The organism is Psychrobacter sp. 1Y6 (assembly GCF_052258385.2).
Taxonomy (GTDB): Bacteria; Pseudomonadota; Gammaproteobacteria; order Pseudomonadales; family Moraxellaceae; genus Psychrobacter.
The window spans coordinates 2601615-2617329 of record NZ_JBQQEW020000001.1 but is presented as its reverse complement, the minus strand read 5'-3'; the positions used below and the strand labels follow the sequence as shown (position 1 = coordinate 2617329).

14 protein-coding genes and 1 tRNA gene are annotated in these 15715 nt (G+C 44.2%); 11 read left to right on the top strand and 4 right to left on the bottom strand.

Annotation, left to right across the window (positions count from 1 at the left end):
• The first annotated feature begins 41 nt into the window (after positions 1 to 41).
• The 3 genes from ACTXGF_RS24680 (at position 42) to ACTXGF_RS24670 (ending at position 3024) form a co-directional block, all read left to right on the top strand.
• Positions 42 to 1226: a TPM domain-containing protein gene (locus tag ACTXGF_RS24680; protein WP_443535404.1), complete on the top strand. Its 1185-nt coding sequence runs from the start codon at positions 42 to 44 to the stop codon at positions 1224 to 1226.
• 70 nt (positions 1227 to 1296) lie between these two features.
• Positions 1297 to 1821 carry a TPM domain-containing protein gene (locus tag ACTXGF_RS24675; protein ID WP_114701711.1) on the top strand — a complete coding sequence of 175 codons (525 nt, stop codon included), beginning with the start codon at positions 1297 to 1299 and terminating at the stop codon, positions 1819 to 1821.
• Between the two features lie 204 nt (positions 1822 to 2025).
• Positions 2026 to 3024, top strand: coding sequence for an adenosine deaminase (locus ACTXGF_RS24670; protein ID WP_443535406.1), 999 nt, complete (start codon positions 2026 to 2028; stop codon positions 3022 to 3024).
• Positions 3025 to 3130: 106 nt separating this feature from the next.
• On the opposite strand, the gene ACTXGF_RS24665 is transcribed toward ACTXGF_RS24670, so the two are convergent.
• Entirely contained in the window at positions 3131 to 3931 is an 801-nt protein-coding gene (locus tag ACTXGF_RS24665; protein WP_443535407.1) for an SIR2 family NAD-dependent protein deacylase, read from the bottom strand.
• 35 nt (positions 3932 to 3966) lie between these two features.
• Between ACTXGF_RS24665 and ACTXGF_RS24660 the strand changes: the two genes are divergently transcribed.
• Positions 3967 to 4329, top strand: coding sequence for a hypothetical protein (locus ACTXGF_RS24660; RefSeq protein ID WP_443535408.1), 363 nt, complete (start codon positions 3967 to 3969; stop codon positions 4327 to 4329).
• A 136-nt stretch (positions 4330 to 4465) separates the two neighbouring features.
• Here ACTXGF_RS24660 and ACTXGF_RS24655 read toward each other — a convergent pair.
• Positions 4466 to 4542, bottom strand: a tRNA-Arg gene (locus ACTXGF_RS24655).
• Positions 4543 to 4894: 352 nt separating this feature from the next.
• Here ACTXGF_RS24655 and ACTXGF_RS24650 point away from each other — a divergent pair.
• From ACTXGF_RS24650 to queF, 4 genes are all read left to right on the top strand, one after another.
• Positions 4895 to 5551, top strand: coding sequence for a c-type cytochrome (locus ACTXGF_RS24650; RefSeq protein WP_057758606.1), 657 nt, complete (start codon positions 4895 to 4897; stop codon positions 5549 to 5551).
• Positions 5552 to 5868: 317 nt separating this feature from the next.
• Positions 5869 to 6831 carry an ABC transporter ATP-binding protein gene (locus ACTXGF_RS24645; protein ID WP_057758608.1) on the top strand — a complete coding sequence of 321 codons (963 nt, stop codon included), beginning with the start codon at positions 5869 to 5871 and terminating at the stop codon, positions 6829 to 6831.
• 29 nt (positions 6832 to 6860) lie between these two features.
• Positions 6861 to 7634: an ABC transporter permease gene (locus ACTXGF_RS24640; RefSeq protein WP_319051792.1), complete on the top strand. Its 774-nt coding sequence runs from the start codon at positions 6861 to 6863 to the stop codon at positions 7632 to 7634.
• A 68-nt stretch (positions 7635 to 7702) separates the two neighbouring features.
• The gene (gene queF, locus ACTXGF_RS24635; protein ID WP_443535410.1) at positions 7703 to 8587 is read left to right on the top strand and encodes an NADPH-dependent 7-cyano-7-deazaguanine reductase QueF; all 885 of its coding nucleotides are present in this window, start codon (positions 7703 to 7705) and stop codon (positions 8585 to 8587) included.
• A gap of 123 nt (positions 8588 to 8710) precedes the next feature.
• On the opposite strand, the gene ACTXGF_RS24630 is transcribed toward queF, so the two are convergent.
• On the bottom strand, positions 8711 to 10429 hold the full coding sequence (locus tag ACTXGF_RS24630; protein WP_397476409.1) for a proline--tRNA ligase: 1719 nt from the start codon (positions 10427 to 10429) through the stop codon (positions 8711 to 8713).
• Between the two features lie 593 nt (positions 10430 to 11022).
• Between ACTXGF_RS24630 and ACTXGF_RS24625 the strand changes: the two genes are divergently transcribed.
• Positions 11023 to 11763, top strand: coding sequence for a DUF4230 domain-containing protein (locus ACTXGF_RS24625; RefSeq protein ID WP_443535412.1), 741 nt, complete (start codon positions 11023 to 11025; stop codon positions 11761 to 11763).
• Positions 11764 to 11784: 21 nt separating this feature from the next.
• Here the strand turns inward: ACTXGF_RS24625 and ACTXGF_RS24620 are convergent, their stop codons facing one another.
• A complete protein-coding gene (locus ACTXGF_RS24620) occupies positions 11785 to 13407 on the bottom strand; it encodes a cryptochrome/photolyase family protein (RefSeq protein WP_443535413.1) in 1623 nt (540 codons plus the stop codon).
• A 171-nt stretch (positions 13408 to 13578) separates the two neighbouring features.
• Between ACTXGF_RS24620 and ACTXGF_RS24615 the strand changes: the two genes are divergently transcribed.
• Entirely contained in the window at positions 13579 to 14280 is a 702-nt protein-coding gene (locus ACTXGF_RS24615; RefSeq protein ID WP_443535460.1) for a phosphoribosylanthranilate isomerase, read from the top strand.
• 160 nt (positions 14281 to 14440) lie between these two features.
• Positions 14441 to 15715 (top strand): tryptophan synthase subunit beta, encoded by a 1275-nt coding sequence (gene trpB, locus ACTXGF_RS24610; protein ID WP_443535415.1) that lies wholly within the window; start codon positions 14441 to 14443, stop codon positions 15713 to 15715.

Here is a 15715-nt window from a genome sequence, read left to right as displayed (position 1 = left end):
TATCAATTGGTAAAGATGTTATCTGAGGTGGTATAGATTAGATGAATAATTCAAAAGCAATCTTATCAGCATTACTGTTTACGTTAGGTGTCGTCAGCGTGCCTGCATTGCACGCTGAACCCAATGATACAGCGGTGGCGACAGATAGCACCTCGGATCTGCAAAACCGTAGTGTCGAAGAGTTGGTGGCCGTTGCTAAAGCAGGCGAGTCTAACGAAGCAATCAATGATGCTGTATTAAATAATGATGCCATCAATGAAGCTGTGCTAGGCAACGACGCTATCACTCAAAACGCAGATAACCAAAGCACAGCAAATGGTACTGTCAATACTCAAACAACCGCTCAGCCACCTGTACGCTCAAGTGCCGAGAGCGTTGACGCTGATAAGTTGATACTCAATGAACCAGTCGTTGATCAGGCCAATATTCTAAATCCTCAAGAAAAGCTACGTCTAGAGGCTCAGCTTCGAAGTATCTATCAGCAGGGATTAGCACAAGCAGCGGTGGTTATCGTACCAACTACCAATGGCGTACCAATATTTGATTATGCCTTGCAAGTTGCTGAGAAGTGGGAGTTGGGTGATGAAGCTATCGATGATGGTCTGCTGATTGTCGTCGCTGTCAATGACCGTGATATGTACATCCTAACGGGTTATGGACTAGAAGGCGTATTACCAGATGCAGCGGTTAACCGTGTCATTCGAGAAGATATCACGCCGTTATTTAAGCAAAATAACTATGGTGCAGGGATAATCGCTGGCGTTGAATCGCTCAAAGCACGCCTAACTGCTGATCCTGAAGTCTTAGCCCGTGCTGATGCACAAGCTGCAGAACGTACTGCCCAGCAAAGCTCAGACGAGCTGCCATCACCTATTTTCTTATTTATCATGGCGATGATTTTTGGTAGCTTTATTACTAATATATTGGGCCGAGTATTTGGTTCTATTATTACCGCTGGCGGGTTTTTTGCAGGTTCGATGGCCTTAGGCGGCGGCTTCTTCATGACACTGATTATGGCAATATTTATCTGGATGTTTTTGATTTCACGCGGTGGTGGCGGTGGAAAAGGCGGCGGCGGTAAAGGTGGGCGCAGAGGCGGCATAATTTTCTTACCCGGTATGGGCGGCGGCAGTGGAGGCGGCTTTGGCGGTGGTGGTTTCGGAGGCGGCGGCTTTGGCGGTGGCGGCGGTGGTTTCGGCGGCGGCGGCGCAGGTGGCTCGTGGTAAGTACTCCACATACGCAAACAAAATAAACTCTACATAACCATCGAAATGACGTACTTGAGGAAATAATATAATGGTAGAAGACAACGCTTCAAACCCCAGTTTTGCCCGCTGGTGGCGTCAAGTTTTGTTCGTCCCTTTATTACATAGTAAGTGGCTAACAACAGAATCCAAGGCGCGTTTAACAGATGCTGTGACACGAGCCGAGCGTGGGCATCGTGGTGAGGTGTTCTTAATTGTAGAAAACCATCTGCCTATCCAAGAAGCTTATCGCATGAACTGCCGTGAGCGTGCGATTGACTTGTTTAGCGAATATCGCGTCTGGGATACTGAAGAAAATACGGGCGTCTTAATCTACGTCAATGTATGCGAGCGCAAACTAGAGATTGTCGCAGACCGAGGTATCAGCGCTCACGTTAGTCCAACAGTATGGAATGCAATGTGCGACAAGGCGGTATCTGGTATTGCTACCCAAAAGACAGAAGAGAGCTTGGCTGAACTGCTGGATGAAGTGGGGCAGGTATTACGTCAGTATTATCATTTAGAGCACGATCCAGAAGGCAATGAGCTGTCTGATACAGTGGTATTTTTAAAGTAGTTTGCGCCTTATACGGTTGTATTAAGAAGGTTGCTTTTATAAGTAGCTTATCTATACGGTCAAAGGGTTTTGTTTTAGGCGATACGCTTTTAGTGTTAAAATGACTATTCTGGGACAGATACCGCCTCATATATGTATGGTTTGATTATCCTACTGTGCAACATTCACTAGGGTTCGTCTCGATAACACCATTATTGGAATACTATGATTGAATTAATAAAGAAACTACCAAAAGCCGAACTTCATCTACATATTGAAGGTTCGCTAGAGCCTGAGCTGATGTTTAGATTGGCCAAGAAGAACAATGTGGAGATACCTTATGACAGCGTAGAAGACGTGCGCGCCGCCTATAATTTTAACAATCTGCAAAGTTTTTTAGATATTTACTATGCGGGTGCCAACGTCCTGCTCACCAAAGATGATTTTTATGATTTGACATGGGAATATATTCTTAGATGTGTCGAAGACAATGTTATCCACACAGAGATATTCTTTGATCCGCAGACGCATACCGAACGCGGCGTACCTTTTGAAGCGGTCATCACAGGTATCAAAGAAGCGCTTGCAGATGCCAAAGCAAAATACGGTATCACGTCATGTATCATCATGTGTTTCTTGCGTCATTTATCGCAAGAAGAAGCGCTTGAGACGTTAGAGCAAGCGCTGAATTATAAAGATGACATTATCGGTGTTGGCCTTGATTCATCAGAATTGGGTAACCCGCCATCGAAATTCAAAGAAGTCTTCCAAAAAGCCAAAGAAGAAGGCTTTAAGTTGGTTGCTCATGCAGGCGAAGAAGCGGACTTTTCATATATCTACGAAGCGTTAGACTTATTGAATATTAATAGAATCGATCATGGTGTGCAGTCTATAAAAAGCCCAGAGTTGATGCAAAGACTCAAAGATGAGCAAATGCCACTGACGGTTTGCCCGAATTCAAATATCGAGCTAAAAGTCTTTGAGACTTATAAAGAGCACAATATCAAAGAGCTTTTAGACTATGGTCTGAATATTAGCGTTAACTCAGACGACCCTGCGTATTTCAAAGGGTATGTGAATCAAAACTTTATCAATCTATATGAGAATTTACCGATTACGGAAGACGATGTTATCACGTTGGTCAAAAACTCGTTTAAATCGGCATTTATCAGTGATGAGTTAAAAGAAGCTTACTTGGCGAGAGTTGATCTTGCATTGAAATAAGCTACAACGAGCTTGTTTTTAGTAGCAAAGGATTAACGGTTTATATAAATCGTTAAGCCTTTTTTATTGTCTATTATTCAGTAATATCTATAAGTAGTAGCAACGTTTATAAAGTAGTAATCTCTGCTATAAGCAGTGGCAAAACGATTCCAGCCTTTTTTGCTAATGTGATATCGACGATAGTATTTGGCGTTGGGTCAGGGTTTATCTCAATAACTTGCGCGCCATTTTGTTTGGCTAATTGTGCCAATCCAGCAGCAGGATAAACCAAGCTTGAGGTGCCGATACTGATAAATACTTCGCAATTAGCCGCAGCATCTTCGGCAGCCTGCCAGGCCTGTACAGGTAGAGCTTCGCCAAACCAAACAATATCCGGTCTGATGTAACCGTCGCAATGCGGGCAGATAAGCAGTGTTTTATCAAAGCTCATGGTGCTTTGATTATCGTATGACGCTCTCGATTGATCTTGATAAGGTATCTCACACTGACCACAGCGGTTACGCCACAGATGACCATGCAGGTGAGTCACCGCGCTACCAGCTTGCTCATGCAAATCATCGACATTTTGGGTGATGAGTGTCACCTGCTGATCGGAGGTTTGCGCATGATACTGCCACTGAGCCAACGCATGATGGGCTGGATTTGGCACTTTATCTACGACCATTTGCCGACGCCACTGATACCATGACCACACCAGCTTTGGATCACGAGTAAACGCCTCAGGGGTTGCCAAGTCTTCGACACCATAGTTCTCCCACAGTCCTGTTTGTTTATCTCGAAACGTTGGGATGCCGCTTTCTGCTGAAATACCAGCCCCAGTCAAAACGCAAATACGCTGTTTCGACGCCAGCAGTTGTGCTGCAAGTTTTACTTCTGCTATTAACGCTGGTGATAATTCTGCTAACATGAGCCAACCCTTGCTAATAATGGATATTTTTACTTATGATAGACGGAATTTGGTGGCTTGTCATATTGTTCGCTGTCATCGCAGTTTTATGGTTCGTAGCAAAATCGCGCGGTGCAAAAATAGGCGAAAAGCATAGCGGCATAAAATCAAAAAATGCAACACCGAATGATGCGCTGCAAAAAACATCAGCGATATTAAAGCAGCATTTTTCTGATTATCGAGTCACACGTAAGGTAAATCATTTGCTCATTAGCAAACAAGATAAAAAAATTGCAATGATTACGATTGATAAAAAAATTGCTGAGGGTCAGCGCCGTTTGGGTGATGTGCCAGTGATTAATTATCACCGTATACCTAGCCGTGCTCAGCTAACAGTTAATTTACAAGATGCAGAGTAAGTTCTATATAGATGAGAGCACTAGAAATATACAAGCACAGAAAAACCGTAAACATTTTGACATGTAGGTTTGATGAGTATAGGTAGTTTAAGATAGTACTAAGGGAAGGGTAGAGCGAGATTGTAAACATTATAGTTGGTGCGCTCGGCGGGAATCGAACCCACGACCCTCGGCTTCGGAGACCGATACTCTATCCAACTGAGCTACGAGCGCATATGATAACGATATGTCTGACTGTCACGCTTAGATGCGCATGATAATTAGCATAAGGTGTCTAGAAATAAAGACCGCTTAGTCTAACAAATAAAAAGCATAAAGCCAATAAATGACAGTCGCGATTGAGGTTTTTTAAGAAAAAACAGCCAAGTCATTAAACAAGCATGGCAATTTACCTGCCTTTTCCCTTATAATGTTGGGGAGAATTCATATTTATAATCACCGATTGCAAGTGCGCTGGCACGCGGGATGGCTGTCTGCTATTGAAGACTTAGAGGTCGTCAAAGGAGGACAGACAGAATGTCCGAGCCGTGCTAGTCCTTGTATACGTAATAAGAGAACGTGACGAATGAGAAAAGTAGTTATGTTATCGGCAGCTGCCATTCTAGGAATCGCTAGTATCGCGGTGAGCCAAGCTGAAGATGTTGTAGACACTCCTGTAACTGCGTCAGACGTAGCAGAAGGCCAAGAGGTCGTAGAAGCTGCTCCTGAAACGCTAGGTGACGATACCCAAGCTGCTGCAGATACGACAGATGGTGCTGCGTCCACTGACGAAGCCGCTCCAGCAGAAGGTGAAGAAACTGCCGCTGCAGCGCCTGCCGCTGATGAAGAGCCAATTCCACAAGATACGCCGCAAGTACAGAAGCTAATTGCTTTGTATCCTAATCTGATTGCGCGTATCCAGCCTGTTGCCAATATCTGTTTTGAAGATGGTGAAGCTTGTGATGTAACGGCACGCTCATCTGGCCCAGCTGCTGGCGACGGTCCTCGTGACGGTAAAGCGGTATATAATGCTGTATGTCATACTTGTCATACAGCAGGCTTGCTAGGCTCTCCTATCTTTGGTGATGCTGGCGCTTGGGGTCCACGTATTGCAAAAGGTAAAGATACGCTATATACCCATGCTATCAATGGTTTCAATGCGATGCCTGCAAAAGGTGGCGCGGATATTCCTGATGAAGAAGTTCAAAACGCCGTAGATTATATGGTTGCAGAAGCAAGCTAATCTTTGTTGATTACCTTCCAAGCTTTTACGATATATATCTATAAAGCGCCTATTTCAGTGATGAGATAGGCGCTTTTTCATGATGAGTATTATTAATATGGTACTTCGAATATAAGGCAGTTGAAATTCGCCATGAGTAGCCTCATTTTATGAGATTAGTTCGTTTATTACCGTACATTGTCACCTTTAGAGAGTAGAGTGTGTTGAACATTCTTATATGGCTTCTGCCTATATGCTAATGATAGTCGAATGTTCAACACGGCCTATTATTCTAAAATCGCATTTTATATAAATTGATAACAAATAAAGAGGTCTTCATGTCTGATGCACCAGCACTCTCCATAAAAAACCTATCCAAAACCTATGACAATGGGTTTTCGGCATTAAAAGGGGTTGATTTAACGGTACCACAAGGTGGTTTCTTTGCGTTACTGGGGCCAAACGGCGCAGGTAAATCTACTATGATTGGTATTATCAGCTCATTGTTTAAGCCAACCACCGGTAGCGTCCATATTTTCGGTACAGATCTATTAGAGAACCCTTCGATTGCCAAGCAATACCTTGGTGTTGTACCGCAAGAATTTAACTTTAATATGTTCGAAAAAGTCGAAGATATCCTGATTACGCAAGCGGGTTATTTTGGTATTCCGGCAAAAGAAGCCAAACCACGCGCCAAGAGACTATTAACAGCGCTAGGACTATGGGATAAACGCGACAGCAAATCACGTGAGCTATCTGGTGGTATGAAACGCCGTTTGATGATTGCCCGTGCCTTGATTCATAAACCAAAGCTATTGATTCTGGATGAGCCAACGGCGGGTGTTGATATCGAGCTTCGTCGCTCGATGTGGGAATTCATGCAGCAGATTAATATCGAAGAAAACACCACTATTATTCTGACGACTCATTATCTCGAAGAAGCTGAGCAATTGTGTAAACGCATTGCGATCTTGGATCACGGCGAGATTCGAATCAATACGGAAATGAAAGAGCTACTGGCGCAGTTATCCGTAGAGACGTTTGTATTTGATTTGGATACGCCGCTCACTGAGCAGTTGGCTCTGACAGGAGTTACAGGGGTCTCGCAACCAGATGAGCAAACGCTAGAAGTTACCTTGACAGAAGGTGAGTCACTAAACGGTGTCTTTGATCAGCTATCTGAGAAAGGTATCAGTGTGGCGAGTATGCGCAATAAAGCCAACCGACTAGAAGAGTTATTTATGCGCTTGGTAGACAAAAACATTCAGAGTGCAGATAGCATGAAGGAGGCGGGGTTATGAGTCAGGAACTAGTCGATCATAATAAAACAATGTCATTGAGTAAGAAGTGGATTGCGTTTCGTACTATTTGGTTCAAAGAAGTGCGCCGTATTTTACGTATCTGGCCGCAGACGTTGTTACCGCCAGTTATCACGATGAGTTTGTATTTTGTCATCTTTGGTAAGATGATTGGCTCGCGCGTGGGTGAGATGGGCGGCGTGCCATACATGCAGTTTATCGTGCCTGGTTTGATCATGATGTCGATCATTACCAACAGTTACTCTAACGTGGTCTCAAGCTTTTTTAGTGCCAAGTTCACGTCCAGTATCGAAGAGCTTTTGGTCTCGCCAGTATCCAAGCATGCTATTTTGATGGGTTATATCAGTGGTGGTATCTTCCGTGGACTGGCTATCGGCGTGATTGTCTCGATAGTGGCGCTGTTCTTTACTGATCTTGGTATCGAGCATTTATTTGTGACTGTATTTACGGTACTTGGCACGTCTATCTTATTTTCATTAGGCGGCTTTATCAATGCGGTATTTGCACGCTCGTTTGATGATATCTCTATTATCCCAAGCTTTGTACTGACGCCATTGACCTATCTTGGTGGTGTGTTTTATTCGATGGAGAATTTATCGCCATTTTGGCAAAATGTTTCGCTATTGAATCCTATCGTCTATATGGTCAACTCATTCCGTTACGGTATTCTTGGCTACTCTGATGTCAATGTTTGGTATTCGATGGCGGCTATTTTTGTGTTCTGTGCGATATTTTATACCATTGCTTATCGCTTGCTAAGTAACGGCTCGCGCGTACGTTTGTAGTGTATATTATTCGCTAAGCATATTATTATTTAGAGCAAATTTTAAACGGTTTAACATTAGGAAGACAGATGAGTATTCACGGTATCTTGGGTGAGCAAACCACAGACTATCCAACTGAGTATAGCCCAGAGACGCTATATCCGATTGCGCGTAGCATGGGACGTGATGCGATCGGTTGGCATGACGACAAGTTAGCCGTTGGTGTCGATTGGTGGCAGGCTTTTGAGATATCTTGGTTAAATCCGCAAGGTATCTCGCAAGTAGCGATTGCGCGCTTTAGCATTCCTGCCAGCTCACCGTTTATTGTAGAATCAAAATCGCTTAAATTGTATTTGAATAGTATTAACTTTACCGAGTTCGCCAGTTGGAATGACGTACAAGCGTTGATTGCGAAAGACTTGTCAGCTTGCTTGCAAGCAGATGTACAGGTAGCGTTATTTGGTTTAAACGATGATATAAATGGTCATGAAACAGCGTTATTGATTGCTCAGCCTGAGGGTGTTTGTATTGATGAAGCATTGGCAGGCAACACGGATAAAGTTGCGTTAACGGAACATCCTGATGCGTCACTGCTGAGTACTAACGAAGTAGAGACGAGCGACGAAAGCGTGGCAAGTGATGGTACGCAGCCGTATACTTTTTATTCCAATCTACTGCGTAGTAATTGTCCAGTGACCAATCAACCAGATTGGGGCACGTTGGCCGTTTCGATAACGACTGATAAGCCTTTTAATAATGCAAATATGCTGCGTTATATACTGAGCTTCCGTCAGCACAATGGTTTTCATGAGCAGTGTGTCGAGCAGATATTTGCTGATTTAAGCCAATACTATAAGCCAAGCGAGCTAATGGTACGGGCATGGTATACGCGCCGCGGTGGTATCGATATCAATCCATGCCGTGTCAGTGATATACGTTTATTGCCTAAGCCAAGCCGTTTGATCCGCCAGTAAGTTCTTGCTAAAAATACGATGTTCATAAAAATACAATGTTAAATAGTTTTTAAGCCAATAAAAAAGCGCCTATCTCACGTGATGAGATAGGCGCTTTTTGTTATATAGTCTTTACTCGTAAAGCTATTTACCGCTTACTTTTGCCATGACTTCTTCGCGGCTCAGCATTTGTTTTTCAGCTTCACGGCGATTGACGTATTCATACTTGTCTTCCGCCAAGTTGCGATCAGACACGACGATACGATGCGGTATACCAATCAACTCAAGATCAGCAAACTTAACGCCTGGGCGCTCGTTACGATCGTCCAGTAGTACGTTGATGCCTTTAGCTTTTAACTCTTCATACAGGGCGGTTGCCGTCTGCATGACCGTCTCTTCTTTAGACTTCATCGGGATGATAGCGACTTCAAAAGGAGCGATCGAATCATCAACCGTTGGTGTTTTTGGCCACATGATGCCGTTTTCATCATTGTTCTGCTCGATAGCAGCGGCAATGATACGGCTAACGCCAATACCATAACAGCCCATCATCAAGGTAACAGGTTTGCCATCTTCGCCAGAAACCGTACAGTTCATCGCTTGTGAGTATTTATCACCCAATTGGAAGATATGACCGACTTCGATACCACGTTTGATTTTTAGGCTGCCTTTACCATCAGGAGACGGGTCGCCTTCCTGTACATTGCGCACATCAACGATGCGAGTAATGCGAGTGTCACGTGCCCAGTTCATACCGATAGTATGTTTGTTCACTTCATTGGCACCGCAAACAAAATCTGACAACGCAGCTGCTGAACGATCAACGAATACAGGCATATCTAAATTAACGCCGATATAGCCTTTGTGCAGACCTGCCGCTTTTAGCTCTTCGTCAGACGCTAACGTCAATGGTACGTTAGCTTCTTCGATTTTCTCAGCCTTGATAGTATTGAGCTGATGATCGCCGCGCAACACGATAGCAATCAGTTGTGGTTCATCATTCTCAGTATGACCATGAACGATCAAGGTTTTAACCGTCGTTTCTAACGGGATGTCCAAGTGTTCAGCAACCATTTTGCAGCTGGTCATGCTTTCGGTTAGAACGTCTTCACGCTCCATTTTTGGTGGTTGACGCTCAGCGGTGCTGACAGATTCTGCTAGCTCTACGTTGGCTGCATAGTCAGATGAGTCCGAAAACGCAATATCGTCTTCGCCGCTATCTGCCAATACATGGAACTCATGTGAGGCAAAGCCACCGATAGAGCCTGTATCTGCTTGTACCGCACGGAAATCTAAGCCCAAGCGGGTAAAGATGCGTGTATAAGCGTCATACATGTCATGGTAAGTTTTGGCCAATGAGGCTTGATCCACATGGAAAGAGTAAGCATCTTTCATGGTGAATTCACGTGCGCGCATCACACCGAAGCGTGGACGAATCTCGTCACGGAATTTACCTTGAATCTGAAAGAAGGTAATCGGTAGTTGTTTATAACTACGTAGCTCACCTTGTGCTAGATTGGTGATGACTTCTTCGTGCGTTGGACCAAGTACAAAGTCGCGATCATGACGGTCTTTGAAGCGCAGTAGCTCAGGACCATAATCATCAAAACGTCCGGTCGTCTGCCAAAGCTCAGCAGGCTGAGTCATCGGCATAAGCACTTCTTGTGCACCGACGTTTTGCATCTCTTCACGAACAATGCGTTCGACCTTTTGCAAGACACGCAGACCCATAGGCAACCAAATATATAATCCAGAAGCAATCTTGCGGATAAGACCAGCACGCACCATCAATTGGCTTGAGGCGATGTCGGCGTCACTTGGGGTTTCTTTTAGTGTGGCAAATAAAAATTGACTGGCTTTCATAAATAAAGCGTAACCTTATCAACGATAAAAAAATAAGAAATAGTAGGATGTTGAGCGTATGGCTAATCGTTTCATTGCCGCCGCAAGCTTACCTTTATCACTTAGCAATAATCTAGGGTATTTCCTAGTTACTAATCTGCCTATATACAAAGCACATTAGTAAAAACCACTCTCATAAAAGAGAGGCAAATTTGATTTGATGTATCAATATGCCAAAAATGCAATATATTCAGGTCAAAACCCTGATAAATGCTTTAAGACTGACATTTTATTCATACAATCTGACTATGTTAGGTAAAGTTAGCCTAAGACGCAATGACTTTTTGTCTTTTCAGACCGAACGTGACGCAAAGGCCTTAATAAGGGGTAAATAATTGAGCTATTCATATGATTTTATAGCGAAAGCACTGCTTATTTGAGAGACAGTTTATTGAGGTGGTTGCGTAGAGGTTTGTGGATAAAGTTATGTAGAGGAATGGTAGCCAATACTTGAAGTTACTGCACAATAGTCGCATTTATAGGTCAGGTATCACAGAGTTTTGATAATACAGTTAGCCTTATAAAAATAATGCAATATTATAGAGGTAGCTTCTATGGATAATCCTGATATGAATAACGCTAATGCCACTCAAAAGCCTGCGAAACGTCCTATTGCGACAATGTCGTGGGTGATATTATTTATCGGTCTAGCAGCGATTGTTTTTGCTATTTATAGCGCGCAAAACAAACCAGAAGAAGCGCCAATAGAAACTATTACTCGCGAAGGCGTGATTACGCAAATTCAGCAGTTAAATCGCTTACATACCGTCGCATTCAGCGTTGATACAGTGATTACGAGCGAGCGACCTGGGAGCTGGATGAAGCTGTGGCAGGATGAGCAAAAGGCCTTGTTTATCGCTCATGGTCGCGTAGAGGCAGGCGTTGATCTGAGTGCGTTGACACCTGAGATGGTACAAGTAGTGCAACCTGCTCAAGCTAATGAGGATGAAGAGCAAGTAGCTGATGCCAACTCACCAGCTGCCACTATGCCGCAAATCAATATTACTTTGCCGCCTACAGAGATATTTTCAGTATATCTGGATGATATCGAGATTTATGACTGGCAGACAGGGGCTTTTGGTATGATGCAAGTTGACCCTAAGATATTGGCACAGGCACAGACTATGGCAAAGAAAGAAGTGCTTGAACGTGCTTGCCGAGGTGATGTCATGAATATGGCATTGCAAAATGCGCAAACCCAGTTGCAGCAGCTGTTTGCACTCACGGGAGCGGTAGTGACGGTTACCACTCAGGGTGCAGGTGCATGTCAATTGCCAGTCACTACCAATAGCTAGTCTGCTGGTTGTTTTCTAAAATTAAGCTTCTTTTTTAAATTCGGCGATAGCTAACTTGCGTACTGATTTATGCTCAACCATCGGCGCAGGGTAATCGATATCGGCAAACTTACCACCTTTTGCCAGTTCTTTACGCATCTTATCTTCGTTGTGCAATATGCTATTAGGAATGTCCTTTAACTCTGGTAGCCAAGTCTTAATAAACAGAGCTTTAGGATCATGCGTATTGGCTTGGCTAAAGGGGTTCATAATGCGGAAGTAGGGCGCTGAGTCAGTACCTGTCGATGCGCTCCATTGCCAGCCGCCGTTATTGGACGCAAAATCCCCATCTATCAGCTGCTGCATAAAGTAGCGCTCACCCAAGCGCCAATCAATCAACAAGTCTTTGGTCAAAAACATCGCGGTGACCATGCGCAGACGATTGTGCATAAACCCTGTCGCATTTAGGCAACGCATTGCTGCATCGACTAATGGCACGCCTGTTTTGCCAGTGCACCATGTCTCAAAATCATCATTGTCATATGACCAATTAACCTTAGTGTCAGTATCTTCTTTATAAGCCTTATGACGGATCAGGTTTGGTTTTTCTACTAGCACATGACGATAAAAGTCTCGCCACGCAAGCTCACTTATCCAGCGATTGATGTCTTCATTATCACCGTCATTGCCGTGTAGCTTTTCTTGTGCTTTGCTCGCCTGTAGATAGCAGAACCTAGGGCTGATAGAGCCTATAGTGAGATAAGCCGATAGCTGACTGGTTGCGTGCAGATGGGGGACATCACGGCTCACATCGTAATCATTGATATCATCATCGACGAATGCCTCTAGACGCTGGCAAGCGGCAGACTCACCTGCAGGATAAGCGTCTCTTGCTTGATCAAGCTGAGCTGTCATATCGATATGCTGCAACGAGTCGTTCTTTTCTAATGTCTGCTGATAGTCACTGAGTATTTTCTCACTTAGTGCTTTGATATCGTCGATTGTATTGGCAAACGTTTGCGATGATGGTAGTTTGATTTTATAATCGCTAACCACTGCGGGTGCTTCATGCATTTGGATGGTGCTGACGTCCAATGTATGTCGCCATTTTTTATAAAATGGGGTGAAGACCTTATACATGCTATCGCCATCATTGGTCGTGATGCTTTGCGGTGGCAAAATGCATTGGTCATGCCAGCGGACAAACTCGATATCGTCTTTTGCAAGTTGTTTACTTAATTGTTCATCACGATCAATCTCATTGCCTTCGTACTCGTGATTGGCCATGACGCAGCTTACTTCATTATCATTGCATAAAGTCGTGAGCGCCTCTATACAGTCAGCAAAGCTTGAGCAGAGCTGTACTGTTAAAGTGATGTTCAGTTGCGATTGCAAGTCCTTTGCTAGAATAGGTAGCGTGCGAGCAATATGATCAACTTGTACAAGAGACGTATCGTGCGCTTGCCACTGCTCAGACGTCAAAAAGAATACGGCAGACACTGAGGCGTTGTCTTCCTTTGCACGTTCACAAAGCGCTGCTAAAGCGGTATTGTCATGGATACGTAGGTCACGACGAAACCACATCAAGTAATGCGGTGGATTTTTGCTAGTAGCATTGTCGTCAGTATCAGTATTATTAGCAGCTATCTGTGCAGTCTTAGACATTAAAGTATCCCTATATTAATCAATCGCAATCATAAACAAAACTAAGGATAAAAGTATGCTAGGATAAGTTTTTGGATGCAATGGCTTTGCCGTTTGGTTAACAAAACCTCATCACATCTAACGATTTATCTTTAGCTTGAACCTATCTGATGCCGCTATAATCGGTGTCATATTCAGCACCATGAAACGCAAGGTCACAAAATGCACGTCAAGTTTTGCGGGTTTACTCAGCTTAGTGATATACAGACTGCGGCACAGCTAGGTGCAGATGCAGTGGGTTTGGTGTTTTATCCACCAAGTCCACGTGCGGTCACAATAGCGCAGGCGCAAACTCTGAGCGCTGCCGTACCTGCTTTTGTCAGCGTGGTGGCACTGGTAGTCAATATGCCCAAAGATGAGCTGATTAACTTAGCAAGCAACGTCTCTTTTGATATTATCCAGTTCCATGGTGATGAAACGCCTGAGCAATGCCAACAGCTGGCAGGTATGGTCAATAAACGTTGGATCAAAGCATTGCGTATCAATACAGAGCAAGACAGTCTCGATAGCGTTCGCGCCCAAATTAATCAATTTGCGACCGCAGGTGCCAGTAGTATTTTACTGGATGCTTATCATCAGCATAAGTATGGCGGTACAGGCGCACGTTTTGACTGGAGTCTCATTCCACGTGACAGCGCACTACCGATAGTTTTGGCTGGTGGACTTGATGCTGACAATGTTGCCGCGACATTAGATTTGCCTATTTATGGCGTCGATGTGAGCGGTGGCATTGAGATTGATAAAGGTAAAAAAGACGCTGCCAAGATGCGTGCCTTTATGAAAGCGGTCAAGCGCGATCGATGGCAAAACGCTACGGTCACTGGCGCCATCTAAGTAGGTGTGTATCAAGCTATTCGCTATACGTAATCTGCTTAGTTGATCGTTATTCCGATTTTTCTGCTTAAATCTTATTAGATTGTTATCCCTTTTATTATTTTCTCTCTATTTATCTAAAGTTATCTAAAAAATACCACTTATTACAGTAGGAATTATCATGAGTCATGTCGAGAACAAAGATTTATCTGCTACCGCACAGTCGGTTAATACTTTTACCAATCCTGAAAACGTACAGGACTTTAACCAGTATCCTGATGCGCGCGGTCATTTCGGTGTACATGGAGGGCGTTTTGTCTCTGAGACGCTAATGGCTGCTCTAGAAGAGCTAGAAACGCTTTATACCAAAGTAAAAGCAGATCCAGCATTCTGGGAAGAGTATCATAACGATTTGGTCAATTATGTCGGTCGTCCAACGCCGCTGTATCATGCTAAGCGTTTGAGCGATGAAATCGGCGGTGCGCAAATTTACTTCAAACGTGAAGATCTAAACCATACCGGCGCGCATAAAGTAAATAACACCATTGGTCAGGCATTGCTTGCCAAAATGTGTGGCAAAAAACGTATCATTGCTGAGACTGGTGCAGGACAGCATGGCGTAGCGACGGCAACGATTGCGGCACGCTTAGGACTAGAGTGTATCGTCTATATGGGTGCTGACGATGTCGAGCGTCAAAAGATGAACGTATATCGTATGCGCTTGCTTGGCGCGACAGTTGTGCCTGTTACTTCTGGTTCACGCACGCTCAAAGATGCAATGAACGAAGCCATGCGTGACTGGGTGACCAATGTCGATAGCACCTATTACATTATCGGTACTGTAGCAGGCCCGCATCCTTATCCGCTATTGGTTCGTGATTTCCAAGCGATTATTGGCAAAGAAGCGCGCATTCAGCATCTAGAAAAAACAGGTAAAATGCCTGATGCATTGGTTGCCTGTGTCGGCGGTGGCTCAAACGCGATTGGTTTGTTCTTTGATTTCCTAAACGATACTGACGTTAAGATGTATGGTGTTGAAGCAACAGGCGATGGTATCGAGTCAGGTCGTCATTCAGCACCATTGGCGGCTGGTCGTATCGGCGTGCTACATGGTAACCGTACTTACCTAATGGCAGATGATGATGGCCAGATTCAAGAGACGCATTCTATCTCAGCGGGTCTTGACTATCCTGGTGTCGGTCCAGAGCATAGCTTCCTAAAAGACATGAAGCGTGTTGAGTATGTCGGCTGTACGGACAAAGAAGCGTTAGAAGGCTTCCATGAAGCAACGCGCAAAGAAGGCATCATCCCTGCGCTTGAAACTGCCCATGCTGTCGCTTATGCATTGAAACTGGCTAAAACCATGACCCCTGATCAAACGATCGTCGTTAATATGTCAGGTCGCGGTGACAAAGATTTGCATTCAGTAATGAAGGCAGAAGGGATTGAGATGTAG

Excerpts from the sequence above, each read along its gene's own strand:
- ACTXGF_RS24680 (WP_443535404.1), top strand. The coding sequence starts at position 42 with ATGAATAATTCAAAAGCAATCTTATCAGCATTACTGTTTACGTTAGGT.
- ACTXGF_RS24675 (WP_114701711.1), top strand. The coding sequence starts at position 1,297 with ATGGTAGAAGACAACGCTTCAAACCCCAGTTTTGCCCGCTGGTGGCGT.
- ACTXGF_RS24670 (WP_443535406.1), top strand. The coding sequence starts at position 2,026 with ATGATTGAATTAATAAAGAAACTACCAAAAGCCGAACTTCATCTACAT.
- ACTXGF_RS24665 (WP_443535407.1), bottom strand. The coding sequence starts at position 3,931 with ATGTTAGCAGAATTATCACCAGCGTTAATAGCAGAAGTAAAACTTGCA.
- ACTXGF_RS24660 (WP_443535408.1), top strand. The coding sequence starts at position 3,967 with ATGATAGACGGAATTTGGTGGCTTGTCATATTGTTCGCTGTCATCGCA.
- ACTXGF_RS24650 (WP_057758606.1), top strand. The coding sequence starts at position 4,895 with ATGAGAAAAGTAGTTATGTTATCGGCAGCTGCCATTCTAGGAATCGCT.
- ACTXGF_RS24645 (WP_057758608.1), top strand. The coding sequence starts at position 5,869 with ATGTCTGATGCACCAGCACTCTCCATAAAAAACCTATCCAAAACCTAT.
- ACTXGF_RS24640 (WP_319051792.1), top strand. The coding sequence starts at position 6,861 with ATGTCATTGAGTAAGAAGTGGATTGCGTTTCGTACTATTTGGTTCAAA.
- queF (WP_443535410.1), top strand. The coding sequence starts at position 7,703 with ATGAGTATTCACGGTATCTTGGGTGAGCAAACCACAGACTATCCAACT.
- ACTXGF_RS24630 (WP_397476409.1), bottom strand. The coding sequence starts at position 10,429 with ATGAAAGCCAGTCAATTTTTATTTGCCACACTAAAAGAAACCCCAAGT.
- ACTXGF_RS24625 (WP_443535412.1), top strand. The coding sequence starts at position 11,023 with ATGGATAATCCTGATATGAATAACGCTAATGCCACTCAAAAGCCTGCG.
- ACTXGF_RS24620 (WP_443535413.1), bottom strand. The coding sequence starts at position 13,407 with ATGTCTAAGACTGCACAGATAGCTGCTAATAATACTGATACTGACGAC.
- trpB (WP_443535415.1), top strand. The coding sequence starts at position 14,441 with ATGAGTCATGTCGAGAACAAAGATTTATCTGCTACCGCACAGTCGGTT.